The sequence below is a fragment of the Pseudomonas palleroniana genome (assembly GCF_003031675.1).
GTDB lineage: Bacteria > Pseudomonadota > Gammaproteobacteria > Pseudomonadales > Pseudomonadaceae > Aquipseudomonas > Aquipseudomonas palleroniana.
Map to the genome: position 1 here is coordinate 61,173 of NZ_PYWX01000003.1, position 17,220 is coordinate 78,392.

Consider the following 17,220-nt stretch of genomic DNA (forward strand, 5'->3'; position numbering starts at 1 on the left):
CAACGGATTCTGTAGGAGTGCATCGTGCGTAAGTTGACTCAATTGGTTCTGCTGGCAACTGTGCTGGTAACCACCCCGGCCTTCGCCGAAATGAAAATCGCCGTCCTGAACTATCAGATGGCTCTGCTGGAATCCGATGCGGCCAAGAAATACGCCGTGGATGCCGAGAAAAAATTCGGTCCGCAGTTGACCAAGCTCAAGACCCTGGAAAGCAGCGCCAAGGGCATCCAGGATCGCCTGGTAGCCGGTGGCGACAAGATGCAGCAGCCCGAGCGCGAGCGTCTGGAACTTGAATTCAAGCAAAAGGCCCGTGACTACCAGTTCCAGTCCAAGGAACTGAACGAAGCCAAGGCCGTTGCTGACCGTGAAATGCTCAAGCAGCTCAAGCCGAAACTCGACAGCGCTGTGGAAGAAGTCATCAAGAAAGGTGCCTTTGACCTGGTGTTCGAGCGTGGCGCCGTGATCGACGTCAAGCCTCAATACGACATCACCCGCCAGGTGATCGAGCGCATGAACCAGCTGAAGTAACCCATGACCGCGACTATCAAGCTCGGCGAGTTGGCCGAGTTCCTGGGGGCCGTCTTGCACGGCTCCCCGGAGAAGGAAATCACTGGGCTAGCCACCTTGCAGGAGGCTGGCCCAGCTCAGTTGAGCTTCCTCGCAAATCCTCAATACCGTAAGTACCTCGTCGGTTGCCAAGCCGCAGCCGTGTTGCTGAAGGCTGCTGATGCCGAGGGTTACGCCGGGGATGCGCTGGTGGTGGCCGACCCGTACCTGTCGTACGCGAAAGCGTCGCACCTGTTCGATCCAAAGCCCAAGGCCGCCGGTGGTATTCATCCCAGCGCGGTGATTGCCGATGATGCCCAGGTTGACCCTGCTGCCAACATTGGTGCGTTTGCCGTGATCGAAAGTGGCGCACGTATTGCCGCTGGCGTCACCGTGGGTGCCCATTGCTTTATCGGGGCGCGCTGTGAAATCGGCGCCGATGGCTGGTTGGCTCCGCGTGTCACCCTTTACCACGATGTGCGTATCGGTGAACGCGTGGTTATTCAGTCGGGCGCGGTGATCGGCGGTGAAGGTTTCGGCTTTGCCAATTCCAAAGGCGTTTGGCACAAGATTGCCCAGGTTGGCGGTGTCTTGATTGGGGATGACGTGGAAATCGGCGTTAACACCGCCGTGGACCGTGGCGCCCTGGCCGACACCGTAATCGGTAACGGCGTGAAGCTCGACAACCAGATCCAGATCGCCCACAACGTGCAGATCGGCGACCACACCGCCATGGCGGCGTGTGTCGGTATCTCCGGCAGCACCAAAATCGGCAAGCATTGCATGCTCGCCGGTGGCGTAGGGCTGGTGGGGCATATCGATATTTGCGACAACGTTTTCATCACCGGCATGACCATGGTCACCCACTCGATCACCGAGCCAGGGGCCTACTCTTCCGGTACTGCCATGCAGCCGGCGGCTGAGTGGCGTAAAAGTGCAGCGCGCTTGAGACAGCTTGACGACATGGCCCGACGCCTCAAACAGCTTGAAAAGCGTGTTGGAGACGTGACCCCTGACGGTAATGCTTCATCAGAAGGCTGATACCATTTCCATATCAAGTGTGCACAGCCGCTGGGCGGCTTCCTTGATTTGCTAGCGGGGCGTGCTTTTAGTTCGCCCGCCCCCAATCTTTATTACAGGCTTCCCCCCGAAATGATGGACATCAACGAGATTCGCGAATACCTGCCTCACCGTTACCCGTTCCTGCTGGTGGACCGCGTAGTGGACCTCAATGTCGAGGAAAAGCGCATTCGTGCCTACAAGAATGTCAGCATCAACGAACCGTTCTTCAACGGCCACTTTCCCGCGCATCCCATCATGCCAGGCGTGCTGATCATTGAAGCAATGGCCCAGGCTGCCGGTATCCTTGGTTTCAAAATGCTCGACCTCAAGCCTGCCGACGGCACGCTCTACTATTTCGTGGGCTCCGACAAACTGCGTTTCCGCAATCCGGTCACGCCGGGCGACCAGTTGATCCTGGAAGCCAAGTTCATCAGTTGCAAACGCCAGATCTGGAAGTTCGAATGCCAGGCCTCGGTGGATGGCAAGCCGGTGTGCTCGGCTGAGATCATCTGTGCGGAACGCAAACTATGAGTTTGATTGACCCTCGCGCAATCATCGATCCGTCGGCCGTACTGGCCGCCGACGTTGAGGTCGGCCCTTGGTCGATCGTCGGCGCAGGTGTTGAAATCGGCGAGGGGACTGTCATCGGGCCGCATGTGATCCTAAAAGGCCCGACGCGCATTGGTAAGCATAATCGTATCTACCAGTTTTCCTCGGTAGGCGAAGACACCCCCGACATGAAGTACAAGGGTGAAGAAACACGCCTGGTAATCGGTGACCACAACATCATCCGTGAAGGTGTGACCATTCATCGTGGCACCGTGCAGGATCGTGCCGAGACCACCTTGGGTGATCACAACCTGATCATGGCCTATGCGCATATCGGCCATGACAGCGTGATCGGCAACCACTGCATCCTGGTCAACAACACTGCATTGGCAGGCCATGTGCACGTTGACGACTGGGCGATTCTGTCCGGCTTCACCCTGGTCCATCAGTACTGCCATATCGGTGCCCACGCCTTTTCCGGCATGGGGACCGCAATCGGCAAGGATGTTCCGGCATTCGTCACGGTATTCGGCAACCCGGCCGAAGCCCGCAGCATGAACTTCGAAGGCATGCGCCGTCGTGGTTTCAGCGAAGACCAGATCCATGCCCTGCGTCGTGCCTACAAGGTGGTCTACCGCCAGGGGCTGACGGTTGAGCAGGCATTGACGGAACTGACCGAGTCGGCTGCACAGTTTCCGGAAGTGGCCGTGTTCCGGGACTCGATCCAGGCGTCGACTCGCGGCATCACCCGTTAATCATGGCCAATCTGCGTATAGCGTTGGTGGCCGGGGAAGCTTCCGGCGATATTCTGGGGGCAGGCCTGATGCGTGCACTCAAGGCCCAGCATCCTGCCGTCGAGTTTATCGGTGTGGGTGGGCCGTTGATGCAGGCCGAGGGCCTCACGTCCTACTTTCCCATGGAACGCCTGTCCGTCATGGGGTTGGTGGAAGTGCTGGGGCGACTGCGAGAGCTGCTGGCTCGCCGCAAACTGCTGATCCAGACACTGATTGAAGAAAAGCCCGACGTCTTTATCGGAATCGACGCGCCGGACTTCACCCTTAACATCGAACTCAAATTGCGCCAGGCCGGGATCAAGACCGTGCATTACGTCAGCCCGTCCGTGTGGGCATGGCGGCAAAAGCGCGTGCTGAAGATCCGCGAAGGCTGCGACCTGATGCTGACCTTGCTGCCCTTCGAAGCCCGATTCTATGAAGAGAAGGGTGTGCCGGTGCGCTTTGTGGGGCACACGTTGGCCGACACCATCCCTCTGCAGGCCGATCGCGCAGCGGCGCGTGCCGAGCTGGGCTTGGCCGATGGCCCGCTGGTTGCACTGATGCCGGGCAGCCGCGGTGGTGAAGTCGGGCGGCTGGGCGCCCTGTTTTTTGATGCCGCCGAGCGCTTGATGGTCTTGAAACCGGGTGTGCGCTTCGTGCTGCCGTGTGCCAGCCCGCAACGTCGTACGCAGATCGAGGCCTTGCTTGACGGTCGCAACTTACCGCTGACGCTGCTGGATGGTCAGTCGCACCTCGCGCTCGCGGCCTGTGATGCGGTGCTGATCGCTTCAGGCACTGCCACTCTCGAGGCGTTGTTGTACAAGCGTCCGATGGTAGTGGCCTATCGTCTTGCACCACTGACGTTCTGGATTCTCAAGCGCATGGTCAAAAGTCCCTACATCTCCTTGCCCAATCTGCTGGCCCAGCGCCTGTTGGTGCCGGAGTTGCTACAGGACGACGCGACCCCTGAAGCCCTGGCGCAGACCGTACTTCCCTTGATAGAGGGTGGCGAAGAGCAGACCCGTGGCTTTGACGATATTCACCGCACGTTGCGCCGTGATGCGTCGAACCAGGCGGCGGATGCCGTGCTCACCTTGATCGGCCATCGACAGGAAACCCTATGAAGACGCAAATGGGCCTGGATTTCAGCCTGGTTGCCCAAGCCGATGAACTGGTGGCCGGTGTTGATGAGGTAGGGCGCGGGCCGCTGTGCGGCGCTGTCGTTACGGCGGCCGTCATTCTTGACCCGAACCGTCCGATCCTGGGTCTTGACGATTCGAAGAAACTCACCGAAGCGCGCCGCGAAAAGCTCTACGACGAGATCTGTGAGAAAGCCCTGAGCTGGCATATCGCCCGGGCCGAGGTCGAGGAAATCGATGAGCTGAACATCCTGCACGCCACCATGCTTGCCATGCAGCGTGCGGTAGAGGGCCTGCACATCACGCCAAAGATGGCGATGATCGATGGTAATCGCTGCCCGAAACTGGCGATGCCGTCGGAAGCGGTGGTGAAGGGTGATAGCAAGGTGCCTGCTATTGCGGCGGCTTCCATCCTGGCCAAGGTCAGCCGAGACCGTGAAATGGCGGCTTTCGAATTGATCTACCCCGGCTATGGCATCGGCGGGCATAAGGGTTACCCAACGCCCGTTCATCTGGAAGCCTTGGCTCGTCTGGGCCCGACGCCGATCCATCGCCGCTCGTTCGCCCCGGTGCGCCTGGCTTACGAGGCGCGGGAGAGCCTCAGCGAGGTGTAGTCGCGAGGCTGATGTTTTGCTCAAGGCCCGGTACAATCCGGGCCTTGTTGTTTCCACGTATCTAGACAGGATCACTATGCCGGCTTCATTCGTTCACCTACGCCTGCACACTGAATACTCCCTGGTCGATGGCCTGGTACGGATCAAACCGCTGGTCAAAACCCTGGTGGGCATGAACATGCCTGCGGTGGCGGTGACCGACCAGAACAACATGTGTTCCCTGGTCAAGTTCTACAAGAACGCCATGGGCGCCGGCATCAAGCCGATTTGCGGCGCCGACCTGTGGCTGTCCAACAAAGACCCGGATAACCCCCTGAGCCGCATCAGCCTGCTGGCGATGAACGGCGTGGGTTATCGCAACCTCACCGAACTGATTTCCCGTGGTTTTATCGACGGCCAGCGCAATGGCTCGATCATCATCGAGCGCGAGTGGGTGGCCGAGGCCAGCGAAGGGCTGATCATGCTGTCCGCCGCCAAGGAAGGCGAGATCGGCATTGCGCTGCTCGGCGGCAACCCCCAGGAAGCCGAAGTACTGGCCCGCGAGTGGATGCAGGTCTTCCCCGACCGTTTTTACCTGGAAGTCCAGCGTACCAATCGGCCTAACGATGAAGAACACCTGCACGCCGCAGTGGCGCTGGCCGACAAGTTGGGCGCACCGCTGGTGGCGACCAACGATGTGCGTTTCATCAAGCGAGAAGATTTCGAGGCCCACGAAACCCGTGTGTGCATCGGTGAAGGCCGGGCGCTGGATGACCCGCGCCGCTCGAAAAACTACAGCGAAGAGCAATATCTCAAAAGTGCCGAGGAGATGGCCGAGCTGTTCAGCGACCTGCCCGAGGCCCTGGAAAACTCCGTCGAGATCGCCAAGCGCTGCAACATTGAAGTGAAACTGGGCAAGCACTTCCTGCCCAACTTCCCGATTCCCGATGGCATGACCATCGATGAGTACTTCCGCAAGGTGTCGTTCGATGGCCTGGAAGAGCGGTTGGCCGTTCTGCTGCCCAAGGACACCACCGAAGATTACGAGGCCAAGCGCCAGGTCTACGTGGATCGGCTGAATTTCGAGCTGGATATCATTATCCAGATGGGGTTCCCCGGTTACTTCCTGATCGTGATGGACTTTATCCAGTGGGCCAAGAACAACGGCGTGCCGGTTGGCCCGGGTCGAGGCTCAGGCGCCGGCTCGCTGGTGGCTTATGTACAGAAGATCACCGACCTCGACCCGCTGGAGTATGACCTGCTGTTCGAGCGGTTCCTGAACCCGGAACGGGTGTCCATGCCCGACTTCGACGTCGACTTCTGCATGGATGGCCGTGACCGCGTGATCGAGTACGTGGCTGAGAAATACGGCCGCAACGCTGTAAGCCAGATCATCACTTTCGGTTCCATGGCGGCGAAGGCGGTAATCCGTGACGTGGCGCGCGTACAGGGCAAGTCTTACGGCCTGGCGGACCGCCTGTCGAAGATGATCCCGTTCGAAGTCGGCATGACGCTGGAAAAAGCCTACGAGCAGGAAGAAATCCTGCGCGACTTTATCAAGGTTGATGAAGAGGCCGCCGAAATCTGGGACATGGCCCGCAAGCTCGAAGGTGTGGTGCGTAACGTGGGTAAGCATGCCGGTGGCGTGGTTATCGCACCGACCAAACTTACCGACTTTTCGCCGATCTACTGCGATGAAGAAGGCGACGGCCTGGTTACCCAGTTCGATAAGGACGACGTGGAAGCCGCCGGCTTGGTGAAGTTCGACTTCCTGGGCCTGCGGACCCTGACGATCATCGATTGGGCGCTCAAGACGATCAACCGCGACCGCGCCAAGGCCGGCGAGGAGCCGCTGGATATCGCGTTTATCCCGCTGGATGACAAGCCGACCTATTCGTTGCTGCAAAAAGCCGAAACCACGGCAGTATTCCAGCTTGAATCCCGGGGCATGAAGGAGCTGATCAAAAAGCTCAAGCCCGACTGCCTGGAAGACTTGATCGCACTGGTGGCCCTGTTCCGTCCGGGGCCGCTGCAATCGGGCATGGTGGATGACTTCATCAACCGTAAGCACGGGCGTGCCGAGCTGGCATACCCGCACTCCGATTATCAGTACGAGGGCCTCAAGCCAGTACTTGCACCGACCTACGGCATCATCTTGTATCAGGAGCAGGTGATGCAGATTGCCCAGGTGATGGCGGGCTACACCCTGGGTGGTGCGGACATGCTGCGTCGCGCCATGGGTAAGAAAAAACCCGAGGAAATGGCCAAGCAGCGCGGTGGTTTCATTGAGGGGTGTGCCACCAATAATATTGACGCCGACCTGGCCGGTAACATTTTCGACCTGGTGGAAAAATTCGCCGGTTATGGTTTCAACAAATCCCACTCCGCCGCCTACGGCCTGGTGTCGTACCAGACCGCCTGGCTGAAAGCCCACTACCCGGCGCCCTTCATGGCTGCGGTACTTTCGGCGGACATGCACAACACCGACAAGGTCGTGACCTTGATCGAGGAAGTGCGCACCATGAAGCTGCGCCTCGACGCGCCGGACGTGAACGCCTCGGAGTTCAAGTTCACGGTGAATGACGAAGGCCGCATCATCTATGGCCTGGGCGCGATCAAGGGGGTCGGCGAAGGCCCGGTGGAAGCGATCACCGAAGCGCGGCAGGACGGGCCGTTCAAGGATCTGTTCGACTTCTGTGCCCGGGTTGACCTCAAGCGCATCAACAAGCGCACCCTCGATGGCCTGATCCGCAGTGGCGCACTTGACCGTCTCGGCCCCTATTTCCATGATGAGCCGAAGGCTTACCAGGCTAATATCGACCGCAACCGGGCGGTGCTGCTGGCCGCCATGGAAGAGGCGATCAAGGCCGCCGAACAGACTGCCCGCACCCACGACAGTGGCCATGCGGACTTGTTTGGGGGGCTGTTCGTCGAAGAAGATGCGGATGTATACGCGAACCACCGCAAGGCCAAGGAGTTGACCCTCAAGGAACGTCTCAAGGGTGAGAAAGACACCTTGGGTCTGTACCTTACCGGTCACCCGATCGACGAATACGAAGGAGAGATCCGTCGTTTTGCCCGTCAGCGCATCATCGACCTGAAGCCGGCGCGCGACACCCAGACCGTCGCCGGCATGATCATCGCCCTGCGGGTGATGAAGAACAAGAAGGGCGACAAGATGGGCTTTATCACCCTCGACGACCGCTCGGGGCGAATCGAGGCGTCGCTGTTTGCCGATGCGTTCCACTCGGCACAATCGTTGCTGCAGACCGATGCCATGGTGGTGGTGGAAGGGGAGGTCAGTAACGATGACTTCTCCGGTGGCCTGCGTCTGCGGATCAAGCGGGTCATGAGTATGGAAGATGCCCGTACCAACCTGGCCGAAAGCCTGCGCTTGAAGGTCAAGACCGAAGCGCTCAAGGGCGATCAGCTACGCTGGTTGGGTGATTTGCTCAAGCGTCACCGTGGCGCTTGCCCTGTGACCATGGAATACACCGGCAACGACGCCAAGGCGATGTTGCAATTTGGCGAGACGTGGCGAATTGATCCGGCGGATGGCTTGATTCAAGCTTTGCGTGACCAGTTCGGGCGAGACAACGTCTTCCTCCAATACCGCTGATGGTCAGCACACCTGACCTCGGCTGAACATTTAATCTCGACCTAAACGCGCCTCTCCCTTAAGGTAGGGCGCGAATAGACAACCGGCTGGCCAGGCACTCCTTGGCCGTCGACCCAAGACGGACGCTTATGAACCCGAATTTTCTTGATTTCGAACAGCCGATCGCTGACCTGCAAGCCAAGATCGAAGAACTGCGCCTGGTCGGCAATGACAATTCGCTGAATATCGGCGATGAAATCTCCCGCCTGCAAGACAAGAGCAAGACGCTGACCGAAGACATCTTCGGCAAGCTGACCAGCTGGCAGATCGCACGCCTGGCTCGCCATCCGCGTCGCCCATACACCCTGGACTACATCCAGCACATCTTCACCGAATTCGACGAGCTGCATGGCGACCGCCACTTCTCGGATGACGCCGCCATCGTTGGTGGTATCGCCCGCCTGGATGACCAGCCGGTCATGGTGATCGGTCACCAGAAAGGCCGTGAAGTCCGCGAGAAGGTGCGCCGCAACTTCGGCATGCCGCGTCCGGAAGGCTATCGCAAGGCTTGCCGCCTGATGGAAATGGCCGAGCGCTTCAAAATGCCGATCCTGACCTTCATCGACACGCCGGGCGCCTACCCGGGTATCGACGCTGAAGAGCGCAACCAGAGCGAAGCGATTGCCTGGAACCTGCGCGTCATGGCTCGCCTGAAAACCCCGATCATCGCGACTGTGATTGGTGAAGGGGGCTCCGGCGGCGCATTGGCCATTGGCGTTTGCGATCAATTGAACATGCTGCAGTATTCGACCTACGCGGTGATCTCGCCGGAAGGTTGCGCCTCGATCCTGTGGAAAACCGCAGAAAAGGCGCCGGACGCTGCCGAAGCCATGGGCATTACTGCCGATCGCCTCAAAGGCCTGGGTATCGTGGATAAAGTGATCGCCGAGCCATTGGGCGGCGCTCACCGCGACCCGGCTGCCGCTGCTGCGACCATCCGCGCCGAACTGGGTTCGCAACTGGCGATGCTCAAGAAGCTGGATAACGAAGCGCTGCTGACCCGTCGTTATGAGCGCCTGATGAGCTACGGCCTGTAAGATCGTCGCAATACTCAATGTGGGAGGGGGCTTGCTCCCGATTGCGGAGTGTCAGTCAATGGGTCCATTGACTGACCCACTGCTATCGGGAGCAAGCCCCCTCCTACATTTGCTTTGTGTATGCTGGGTTGTCGCATTCCAGTTTGATGGCGGTATTTTCCGATGAAGCCAGCGCTAGCCGCCAAGCTCCTTCAAGCCCTTGCCCCGTGGCGCAATGCCCCGGCCTGGCACGTCGCTTTCTCAGGTGGGCTGGATTCCACCGTGCTGCTGCACCTTCTGGTCTCTTTGGCAAAAACCGAAACGTTCCCGACGCTCAGTGCCGTGCATGTCCACCATGGCCTGCAAGCTGCCGCCGACGCGTGGCCCGGTCATTGCCAGTCGGTGTGCGACAGCCTTGGCGTGCCCTTGTGCGTCATGCGTGTGCAGGTCCGGCCCGGAGCGAGCCTTGAGCGCGCCGCCCGCGACGCACGTTATCAGGCGTTTGCCGAAGTCACGGGGGCAGGGGGGGTGTTGCTTACGGGCCAGCATCGCGAAGATCAGGCCGAAACCCTGTTGTTTCGCCTGCTGCGTGGGGCCGGTGTGCGTGGCTTGGCGGCGATGCCTGGTCATCGCCCCCTGGCGGGAGGCCATCTGCTGAGACCCTTGCTCGACGTATCACGTGGTGAGCTGGAAGCCTACGCCCATGAACATCAATTGCTATGGGTCGAAGACCCTTCCAATGCCGACCCGCATTTTTCGCGCAATTATTTGCGCCATCGCGTTTTCCCGACACTGACGCAGCGCTGGCCGCAAGCCGCCAGCCGCCTGGCCCATACCGCCGAGCAGCTCGGCGAGGCCCAGGGGCTGCTGGACGACTTGGCGCGGATGGACTTGCAGGCCGCGGACCAACCTTCACCAATCCCCTGGCTGCCTTTACCGTCACTGGCCCTTGCACCATTGCGTGAGCTTTCCGACGCTCGCCAGCGCAACGCCTTGCGTCATTGGCTGACCCCGCTGACCCGTTTACCCGACAGTGATCACTGGGCCGGTTGGCATTCCCTGCGCGACGCCAAGCCGGATGCGCAACCTCTGTGGCGCATGGCCGATGGCGAGTTGCACCGTTGCAGCGAGCGCATCTGGTGGTTGCCGGGTGCCTGGGCGGAATTTTCCGACGCAACGTTGAGCTGGCCCGATCCGCAAAACCCACTAGAGTTACCCGGCAATGGCCGGCTGGAGTTGGTCGGCAAGGCGCCCGAAGGTCCTCTGGAGGTTCGTTATCGCCGGGGCGGTGAAGTGCTCGAGGTGCCGGGGCGAGGTCGCCGTGATCTGAAGCGCCTGCTTAACGAAAGCGCGCTGCCGGGCTTCGTCCGTGGCAGATTGCCGCTCCTGTATCGGGGCGAGCAATTGCTGGGTGGCCCCAGCGTCGCTGGACGCTGGGCAGTACCGAGTGAAGATTGGCAATTGCATTGGTTGCCACAGAACTGCGATCAAGGTTTGAGCTGATAGAGCCTTTCCGGTAGACTACGCTCCCTTCTTGATACAACTTCTGTGGATTCTCCTGAATCGCAGCAGTTGCCGATTACCAAGCAGTCTTTGCTGGGCGATTCCAAAAAATGTGTAGCGATCAACGTACCGGTGTTTCATTGCTGGTCTGTCACCACGCGGCGGTTTTTTTGAAAGGTGCACTGTGATTAATGCAGGTGATCGGGGGCTTCGGCCTTCCTTCGCTTTCCCCGGCGGCTCGGACCGCTTTAACGCAGACTTCTAGGGTTTTTCATGACGCGCTACATATTCGTCACGGGCGGTGTTGTTTCTTCATTGGGGAAAGGCATTGCCTCCGCTTCATTGGCGGCCATCCTGGAGGCGCGGGGGCTTAAAGTCACCATGCTCAAGCTGGACCCGTACATCAACGTCGACCCGGGCACCATGAGCCCGTTCCAGCACGGTGAAGTGTTCGTCACCCATGACGGCGCCGAGACCGACCTGGACCTGGGCCACTACGAGCGGTTCATCCGCACGACCATGACCCAGAACAACAACTTCACCACCGGCCGTGTCTACGAGCACGTGCTGCGCAAGGAGCGCCGTGGTGACTACCTGGGTGCAACCATCCAGGTGATCCCGCACATCACCGACGAAATCAAGCGCCGCATCATCAAGGGTGCAGGCGATGCCGACGTGGCGATGGTCGAGATCGGTGGCACCGTGGGTGACATCGAATCCCAACCGTTCCTCGAGGCGATCCGCCAGCTGCGTTTCGAAGTCGGCGCCAAGCGCGCGATGCTGATGCACCTGACCCTGGTGCCGTACATTGCCACCGCCGGCGAAACCAAAACCAAGCCTACCCAGCATTCGGTCAAGGAACTGCGTTCCATCGGCCTGCAGCCGGACGTGCTGGTATGCCGCTCCGATCACCCGATCGATATTTCCTCGCGCCGCAAGATCGCGCAATTCACCAACGTTGAAGAGCGTGCGGTGATTGGCCTGGAAGACGCCGACACCATCTACAAGATCCCGGGCATCCTGCATTCGCAAGGCCTGGATGATTTTGTGGTCGAGCGTTTCGGCTTGCAGTGTGGCGGCGCGGACCTGTCCGAGTGGGACGCCGTGGTCGACGCCAAGCTCAACCCCGAGCACGAAGTCACCATCGCGATGGTCGGCAAGTACATGGAACTGCTGGACGCGTACAAGTCGCTGATCGAAGCGATGAGCCACGCCGGTATCAGCAACCGTACCAAGGTCAACCTGCGCTACATCGATTCCGAAGACATCGAGAACCAGGGCACTGCGCTGCTCGAAGGTGTCGATGCGATCCTCGTTCCTGGCGGTTTCGGCCTGCGTGGCGTGGAAGGCAAGATCACTGCGGTACAGTACGCCCGTGAGAACAAGGTGCCGTACCTGGGGATCTGCCTGGGCATGCAAGTGGCCGTTATCGAGTTCGCCCGTAACGTGCTGGGCTGGAAAGACGCCAACTCCACCGAGTTCGATCACAGCAGCGGCCATCCGGTCGTGGGCCTGATCACCGAGTGGGCAGATGCCACCGGCGCCGTTGAAACCCGTACCGAAACCTCCGACCTGGGCGGCACGATGCGCCTTGGCGCGCAGGATTGCCTGCTGGAGCCGGGCTCGCTGGTACACGACTGCTATGGCAAGGACGTGATCGTCGAGCGTCACCGTCACCGCTACGAGGTGAACAACAACCTGCTGCCGCAGATCAAGGAAGCCGGCCTGAAAATCTCCGGTCGCTCCGGTGACGGCGCGCTGGTTGAAGTGGTCGAAGCACCGGATCACCCATGGTTCGTCGCTTGCCAGTTCCACCCTGAGTTCACCTCGACTCCGCGTGACGGTCACCCGTTGTTCAGCGGTTTCGTCAAGGCAGCACTGACGCAACATCAGAAGAAGGCGTAACCCTGATGGCCCAGAAGATCATTCGCGTAGGCGACATCGAGATTGCCAACGACAAGCCCATGGTGTTGTTTGGCGGCATGAACGTGCTGGAAAGCCGCGACATGGCGATGCAGGTCTGTGAAGAGTACGTGCGGGTCACCCAGAAGCTGGGCATCCCCTACGTGTTCAAGGCCAGCTTCGACAAGGCCAACCGTTCGTCCGTGACCTCCTATCGCGGCCCGGGCCTTGAAGAAGGCATGCGGATCTTCCAGGACATCAAGCAAGCCTTCGGCGTGCCCATCATCACCGACGTCCACGAGCCTGAACAGGCTGCCGTGGTCGCCGAGGTGTGCGACATCATCCAGTTGCCGGCCTTCCTGTCGCGCCAGACCGACCTGGTCGTGGCGATGGCCAAGACCGGCGCGGTGATCAACATCAAGAAAGCCCAGTTCCTTGCGCCCCAGGAGATGAAACACATCCTGAACAAGTGCGTGGAAGCGGGTAACGACCAGTTGATCCTCTGCGAGCGTGGCTCGAGCTTCGGCTACAACAACCTCGTGGTGGACATGCTCGGTTTCGGCATCATGAAACAGTTCGAATACCCGGTGTTCTTCGACGTGACCCACGCGCTGCAAATGCCCGGTGGTCGCTCGGACTCCGCCGGTGGGCGTCGTGCCCAGGTCACCGACCTGGCCAAGGCGGGCATGAGCCAGTCCCTGGCCGGCCTGTTCCTGGAAGCCCACCCGGACCCGGACAACGCCAAGTGCGATGGTCCTTGCGCCCTGCGCCTGGACAAGCTGGAGCCGTTCCTGGCCCAGCTCAAGCAGTTGGACGAACTGGTCAAGAGTTTTCCGACGGTAGAAACCGCGTAAGCACCGTTTCTCCGGTAGACTTTCCCTCGTTTTATGCTCAGGCCCGCGGGCCTGAGCCTTGTCGCCTGCAAGCCTGCCCCGTTGTTCCACCCTTGCGGTCGGTCAAAAGTTTTCCTTCAGCTGCGTCGTTTTCGTCAACTTTGGAGTGTTTACAACAATGGCAAAAATCGTCGACATCAAAGGTCGTGAAGTTCTCGACTCCCGTGGCAACCCCACCGTCGAAGCCGACGTGCTTCTCGATAACGGCATCATCGGTAGCGCCTGCGCGCCGTCCGGTGCTTCCACCGGTTCGCGCGAAGCGCTGGAACTGCGTGATGGCGACAAGAGCCGTTACCTGGGCAAAGGTGTACTGAAGGCCGTAGCCAACATCAACGGCCCGATCCGTGACCTGTTGCTGGGCAAGGATCCGGTGGACCAGAAAGCCCTGGATCACGCGATGATCAAGCTCGACGGCACCGAAAACAAAGGCAACCTGGGCGCTAACGCCATCCTCGCCGTGTCCCTGGCCGCTGCCAAGGCTGCTGCCCAGGACCAGGACCTGCCGCTGTACGCTCACATTGCCAACCTGAATGGCACTCCGGGTGTGTACTCGATGCCGGTGCCGATGATGAACATCATCAACGGTGGCGAGCATGCCGATAACAACGTCGACATCCAGGAATTCATGGTGCAGCCGGTTGGCGCCAAGACTTTCTCCGATGGCCTGCGCATGGGCACCGAGATTTTCCATCACCTGAAGGCTGTACTGAAGGCTCGTGGCCTGAGCACTGCCGTGGGTGACGAAGGCGGTTTCGCGCCAAACCTGGCGTCCAACGAAGATGCGCTGAAAGTGATCTCCGAAGCCGTGGCCAACGCCGGCTACAAGCTGGGCACTGACGTGACCCTGGCCCTGGACTGCGCAGCCAGCGAGTTCTATGAAGACGGCAAATACAACCTGTCGGGTGAAGGCCACGTATTCACTTCCGAAGGTTTTGCCGACTACCTCAAAGGTCTGACCGAGCGCTATCCGATCATCTCGATCGAAGACGGCCTGGATGAGTCCGACTGGGCCGGCTGGAAAGTCCTCACCGACAAGATCGGCGAAAAAATCCAACTGGTGGGCGACGACCTGTTCGTGACCAACACCAAGATCCTGAAAGAAGGCATCGACAAAAAGATCGCCAACTCGATCCTGATCAAGTTCAACCAGATCGGCACCCTGACCGAAACCCTGGAAGCCATCCAGATGGCCAAGGCAGCAGGCTATACCGCCGTGATCTCCCACCGCTCCGGCGAAACCGAAGACTCGACCATTGCCGACCTGGCTGTGGGCACCTCGGCGGGCCAGATCAAGACCGGTTCCCTGTGCCGTTCCGACCGCGTTTCCAAGTACAACCAATTGCTGCGTATCGAAGAGCAACTGGCGGGTAAAGCCAAGTACAACGGTCGCGGTGAGTTTCGCGGTTGATCGCTACTTGATGGTAAAGCATGGTAAAAAGTCGTTGGATTGCGTCGGAAAAACCACGATAGGGTGTTTTTCGACGCTAACCTGATGGCTATCTAGCACAAGCCTGGTCCTTCCAGGCTTCGTGCTATCAGTTGCTGCAAAAGTTTTACATGGCTGGCTTTTTTCACTGGATACCCGGATTTCGATGCGCAGTCCCAATTGGTTATTCCTCGTCTTGCTCTTGTTGCTGGCTGGCCTGCAGTACCGCCTATGGGTCGGTAATGGCAGCTTTGCGCAGGTAGAAGAACTGACCCAGCAGATTGCCGACCAGCACGCCGAAAACGAACGCCTGCTGGAGCGTAATCGCGTCCTTGACGCCGAAGTGCTTGAGCTGAAAAAAGGTACGGAGACCGTTGAAGAGCGGGCTCGTCATGAATTGGGCATGGTCAAGGAGGGTGAAACCCTCTACCAGTTGGCCCAATGAGTTACCGTCTACCGGCCTTCTGGGCCGTGATTCCTGCCGCGGGCGTCGGTGCCCGTATGGCCGCTGACCGTCCCAAGCAGTATCTGCAACTGGGCGGGCGCTCCATTCTCGAACACAGCCTTGGCTGTTTTCTCGACCATCCATCGCTCAAGGGCCTGGTGGTCAGTCTTGCTTCTGATGATCCTTATTGGCCTGAACTGGCGTGTGCCGGCGACGCGCGTATCCATCGTGCGGACGGTGGCTCGGAACGTTCCGGGTCGGTGCTCAATGCACTCTTGCAACTCAACGCCTTGGGCGCCAACGACGACGATTGGGTGTTGGTGCACGATGCCGCGCGGCCAAACCTGAGCCGTGACGATCTCGACAAACTCTTGAGCGAACTGGTGGATGACCCGGTCGGTGGCCTGCTGGCCGTGCCGGCTCGCGATACCCTCAAGCGTGTCGACAAGCATGGGCGGGTGATGGAAACCGTCGACCGCAGCCTGATCTGGCAGGCCTATACCCCGCAGATGTTCCGCCTGGGGGCATTGCACCGTGCGTTGGCCGACAGCCTGGTGGCCGACGCCGTGATCACTGACGAAGCCTCGGCCATGGAGTGGTCCGGCCAGGCGCCGCGCTTGATTGAAGGGCGTTCGGACAATATCAAGGTGACCCGGCCAGAGGATCTGGAGTGGTTGCGCTTACGCTGGGCTAATCGCAGGTAGGCCGCTGGACTGCAGCGGCCCCATCGGGAGCAAGCCCCCTCCCACATTTGAAATGCATTCCAAATGTGGGAGGGGGCGTGTTTCCGATAGCGATAGGTTCAATCACTGATTGATCAACTGATGTACTCCGGCCTCTCAGCCAACCCCGTCTTCAAGAAATCGACCAACTTGCGCACCTTCGGCGACAAATGCCGCTGTTGTGGATACAACGCCCACACCGCCGTATTCGGCGGCTGATGCGCCTCCAGCAATGACACCAGCGCGCCACTGTGCAAATGCTCAAGCACGTAATAGTCCGGCAATTGGCACAACCCAACCCCTTGCAGCGCCGCATCCAGTACCGCCTGGCCACTGTTGCAACGCCAGTTACCCTGCACCCGTTGAGAAAATTCGCGCCCGTCCTGAGCCAATTGCCAGATATCCGAGCTGCCGATCAGGCAGTTGTGCCGACTCAATTCCGACAAGCTATGTGGCCGACCATACCTTGCAAGGTAGGAGGGCGACGCGCACAGGTACATGCGTCGGGGGGCCAGCCGACTGGCGACCATGCGCGAGTCTTGCAGGCGCCCCAGGCGAATCGCCAGGTCGAGGCCTTCGTGCACCAGGTCCAGTTGGCGGTTGGTCAGTTCAATATCCACGCGCAATTGCGGGTACAGCGCCATGAATCGCGTTACCAGCGGCACGATAAACCGTTCGCCGTAAGCCACCGCGCAGGTCATGCGCAACATGCCCTTGGGTTCACTGGTGAGGTCACCCACGGCGCGCAGGGCCTCTTCGCGACCGTCTTGTAAACGCTGGCAGTGCTGCAGGAAGGTCTGGCCGGCTTCGGTCAGGGTGACCTTGCGTGTACTGCGATACAGCAACCGCGTTTGCAGTCGTTCTTCCAGGCGTGCCACCTGCCGGCTGATATGGGATGACGACACGCCCAGGCGCTCGGCCGCTGCCGTGAACTGGCTGCATTCGGCGACGGCGACAAATTCATCGATGCCTTCCCAACGGTTTTCCAGCATG

Annotated in this window: 15 protein-coding genes; 14 read left to right on the forward strand and 1 reads right to left on the reverse strand. The window is 59.8% G+C overall.

The window, feature by feature from the left end; translation table 11 throughout:
- Positions 1 to 24 precede the first annotated feature (24 nt).
- The 14 genes from C9383_RS00795 (at position 25) to ispD (ending at position 16,209) form a co-directional block, all read left to right on the forward strand.
- Complete coding sequence (locus C9383_RS00795) at positions 25 to 528, forward strand: OmpH/Skp family outer membrane protein (protein WP_060754043.1); 504 nt, start codon at positions 25 to 27, stop codon at positions 526 to 528.
- A 3-nt stretch (positions 529 to 531) separates the two neighbouring features.
- On the forward strand, positions 532 to 1,587 hold the full coding sequence (gene lpxD, locus C9383_RS00800; RefSeq protein WP_090366391.1) for a UDP-3-O-(3-hydroxymyristoyl)glucosamine N-acyltransferase: 1,056 nt from the start codon (positions 532 to 534) through the stop codon (positions 1,585 to 1,587).
- 111 nt (positions 1,588 to 1,698) lie between these two features.
- On the forward strand, positions 1,699 to 2,139 hold the full coding sequence (gene fabZ / locus C9383_RS00805; protein ID WP_003172281.1) for a 3-hydroxyacyl-ACP dehydratase FabZ: 441 nt from the start codon (positions 1,699 to 1,701) through the stop codon (positions 2,137 to 2,139).
- The gene (lpxA, locus tag C9383_RS00810) at positions 2,136 to 2,912 is read left to right on the forward strand and encodes an acyl-ACP--UDP-N-acetylglucosamine O-acyltransferase (protein WP_090366389.1); all 777 of its coding nucleotides are present in this window, start codon (positions 2,136 to 2,138) and stop codon (positions 2,910 to 2,912) included. Before fabZ ends, lpxA begins: the two co-directional genes overlap by 4 nt.
- A 2-nt stretch (positions 2,913 to 2,914) precedes the next feature.
- The gene (lpxB, locus tag C9383_RS00815) at positions 2,915 to 4,054 is read left to right on the forward strand and encodes a lipid-A-disaccharide synthase (RefSeq protein WP_060754046.1); all 1,140 of its coding nucleotides are present in this window, start codon (positions 2,915 to 2,917) and stop codon (positions 4,052 to 4,054) included.
- Positions 4,051 to 4,683, forward strand: coding sequence for a ribonuclease HII (gene rnhB / locus C9383_RS00820; protein ID WP_090366388.1), 633 nt, complete (start codon positions 4,051 to 4,053; stop codon positions 4,681 to 4,683). Before lpxB ends, rnhB begins: the two co-directional genes overlap by 4 nt.
- Before the next feature lie 76 nt (positions 4,684 to 4,759).
- Positions 4,760 to 8,281 (forward strand): DNA polymerase III subunit alpha, encoded by a 3,522-nt coding sequence (gene dnaE, locus C9383_RS00825; protein ID WP_060754048.1) that lies wholly within the window; start codon positions 4,760 to 4,762, stop codon positions 8,279 to 8,281.
- 128 nt (positions 8,282 to 8,409) lie between these two features.
- Positions 8,410 to 9,357: an acetyl-CoA carboxylase carboxyltransferase subunit alpha gene (locus C9383_RS00830; protein ID WP_060754049.1), complete on the forward strand. Its 948-nt coding sequence runs from the start codon at positions 8,410 to 8,412 to the stop codon at positions 9,355 to 9,357.
- Between the two features lie 162 nt (positions 9,358 to 9,519).
- On the forward strand, positions 9,520 to 10,839 hold the full coding sequence (gene tilS, locus C9383_RS00835) for a tRNA lysidine(34) synthetase TilS (RefSeq protein ID WP_090366386.1): 1,320 nt from the start codon (positions 9,520 to 9,522) through the stop codon (positions 10,837 to 10,839).
- Between the two features lie 273 nt (positions 10,840 to 11,112).
- Positions 11,113 to 12,744, forward strand: a complete 1,632-nt coding sequence (gene pyrG / locus C9383_RS00840; RefSeq protein WP_090366385.1) for a CTP synthase — start codon at positions 11,113 to 11,115, stop codon at positions 12,742 to 12,744.
- A gap of 5 nt (positions 12,745 to 12,749) precedes the next feature.
- Positions 12,750 to 13,595 (forward strand): 3-deoxy-8-phosphooctulonate synthase, encoded by an 846-nt coding sequence (gene kdsA / locus C9383_RS00845; RefSeq protein ID WP_060754052.1) that lies wholly within the window; start codon positions 12,750 to 12,752, stop codon positions 13,593 to 13,595.
- Positions 13,596 to 13,752: 157 nt separating this feature from the next.
- On the forward strand, positions 13,753 to 15,042 hold the full coding sequence (gene eno / locus C9383_RS00850; protein WP_060754053.1) for a phosphopyruvate hydratase: 1,290 nt from the start codon (positions 13,753 to 13,755) through the stop codon (positions 15,040 to 15,042).
- A 184-nt stretch (positions 15,043 to 15,226) separates the two neighbouring features.
- The gene (ftsB, locus tag C9383_RS00855) at positions 15,227 to 15,505 is read left to right on the forward strand and encodes a cell division protein FtsB (protein WP_057723188.1); all 279 of its coding nucleotides are present in this window, start codon (positions 15,227 to 15,229) and stop codon (positions 15,503 to 15,505) included.
- Positions 15,502 to 16,209 (forward strand): 2-C-methyl-D-erythritol 4-phosphate cytidylyltransferase, encoded by a 708-nt coding sequence (gene ispD, locus C9383_RS00860; RefSeq protein ID WP_090366383.1) that lies wholly within the window; start codon positions 15,502 to 15,504, stop codon positions 16,207 to 16,209. Before ftsB ends, ispD begins: the two co-directional genes overlap by 4 nt.
- 113 nt (positions 16,210 to 16,322) lie before the next feature.
- Here ispD and C9383_RS00865 read toward each other — a convergent pair whose 3' ends face one another.
- Positions 16,323 to 17,219: a LysR substrate-binding domain-containing protein gene (locus tag C9383_RS00865; RefSeq protein WP_090366381.1), complete on the reverse strand. Its 897-nt coding sequence runs from the start codon at positions 17,217 to 17,219 to the stop codon at positions 16,323 to 16,325.
- Between the last annotated feature and the right edge of the window lies 1 nt (position 17,220).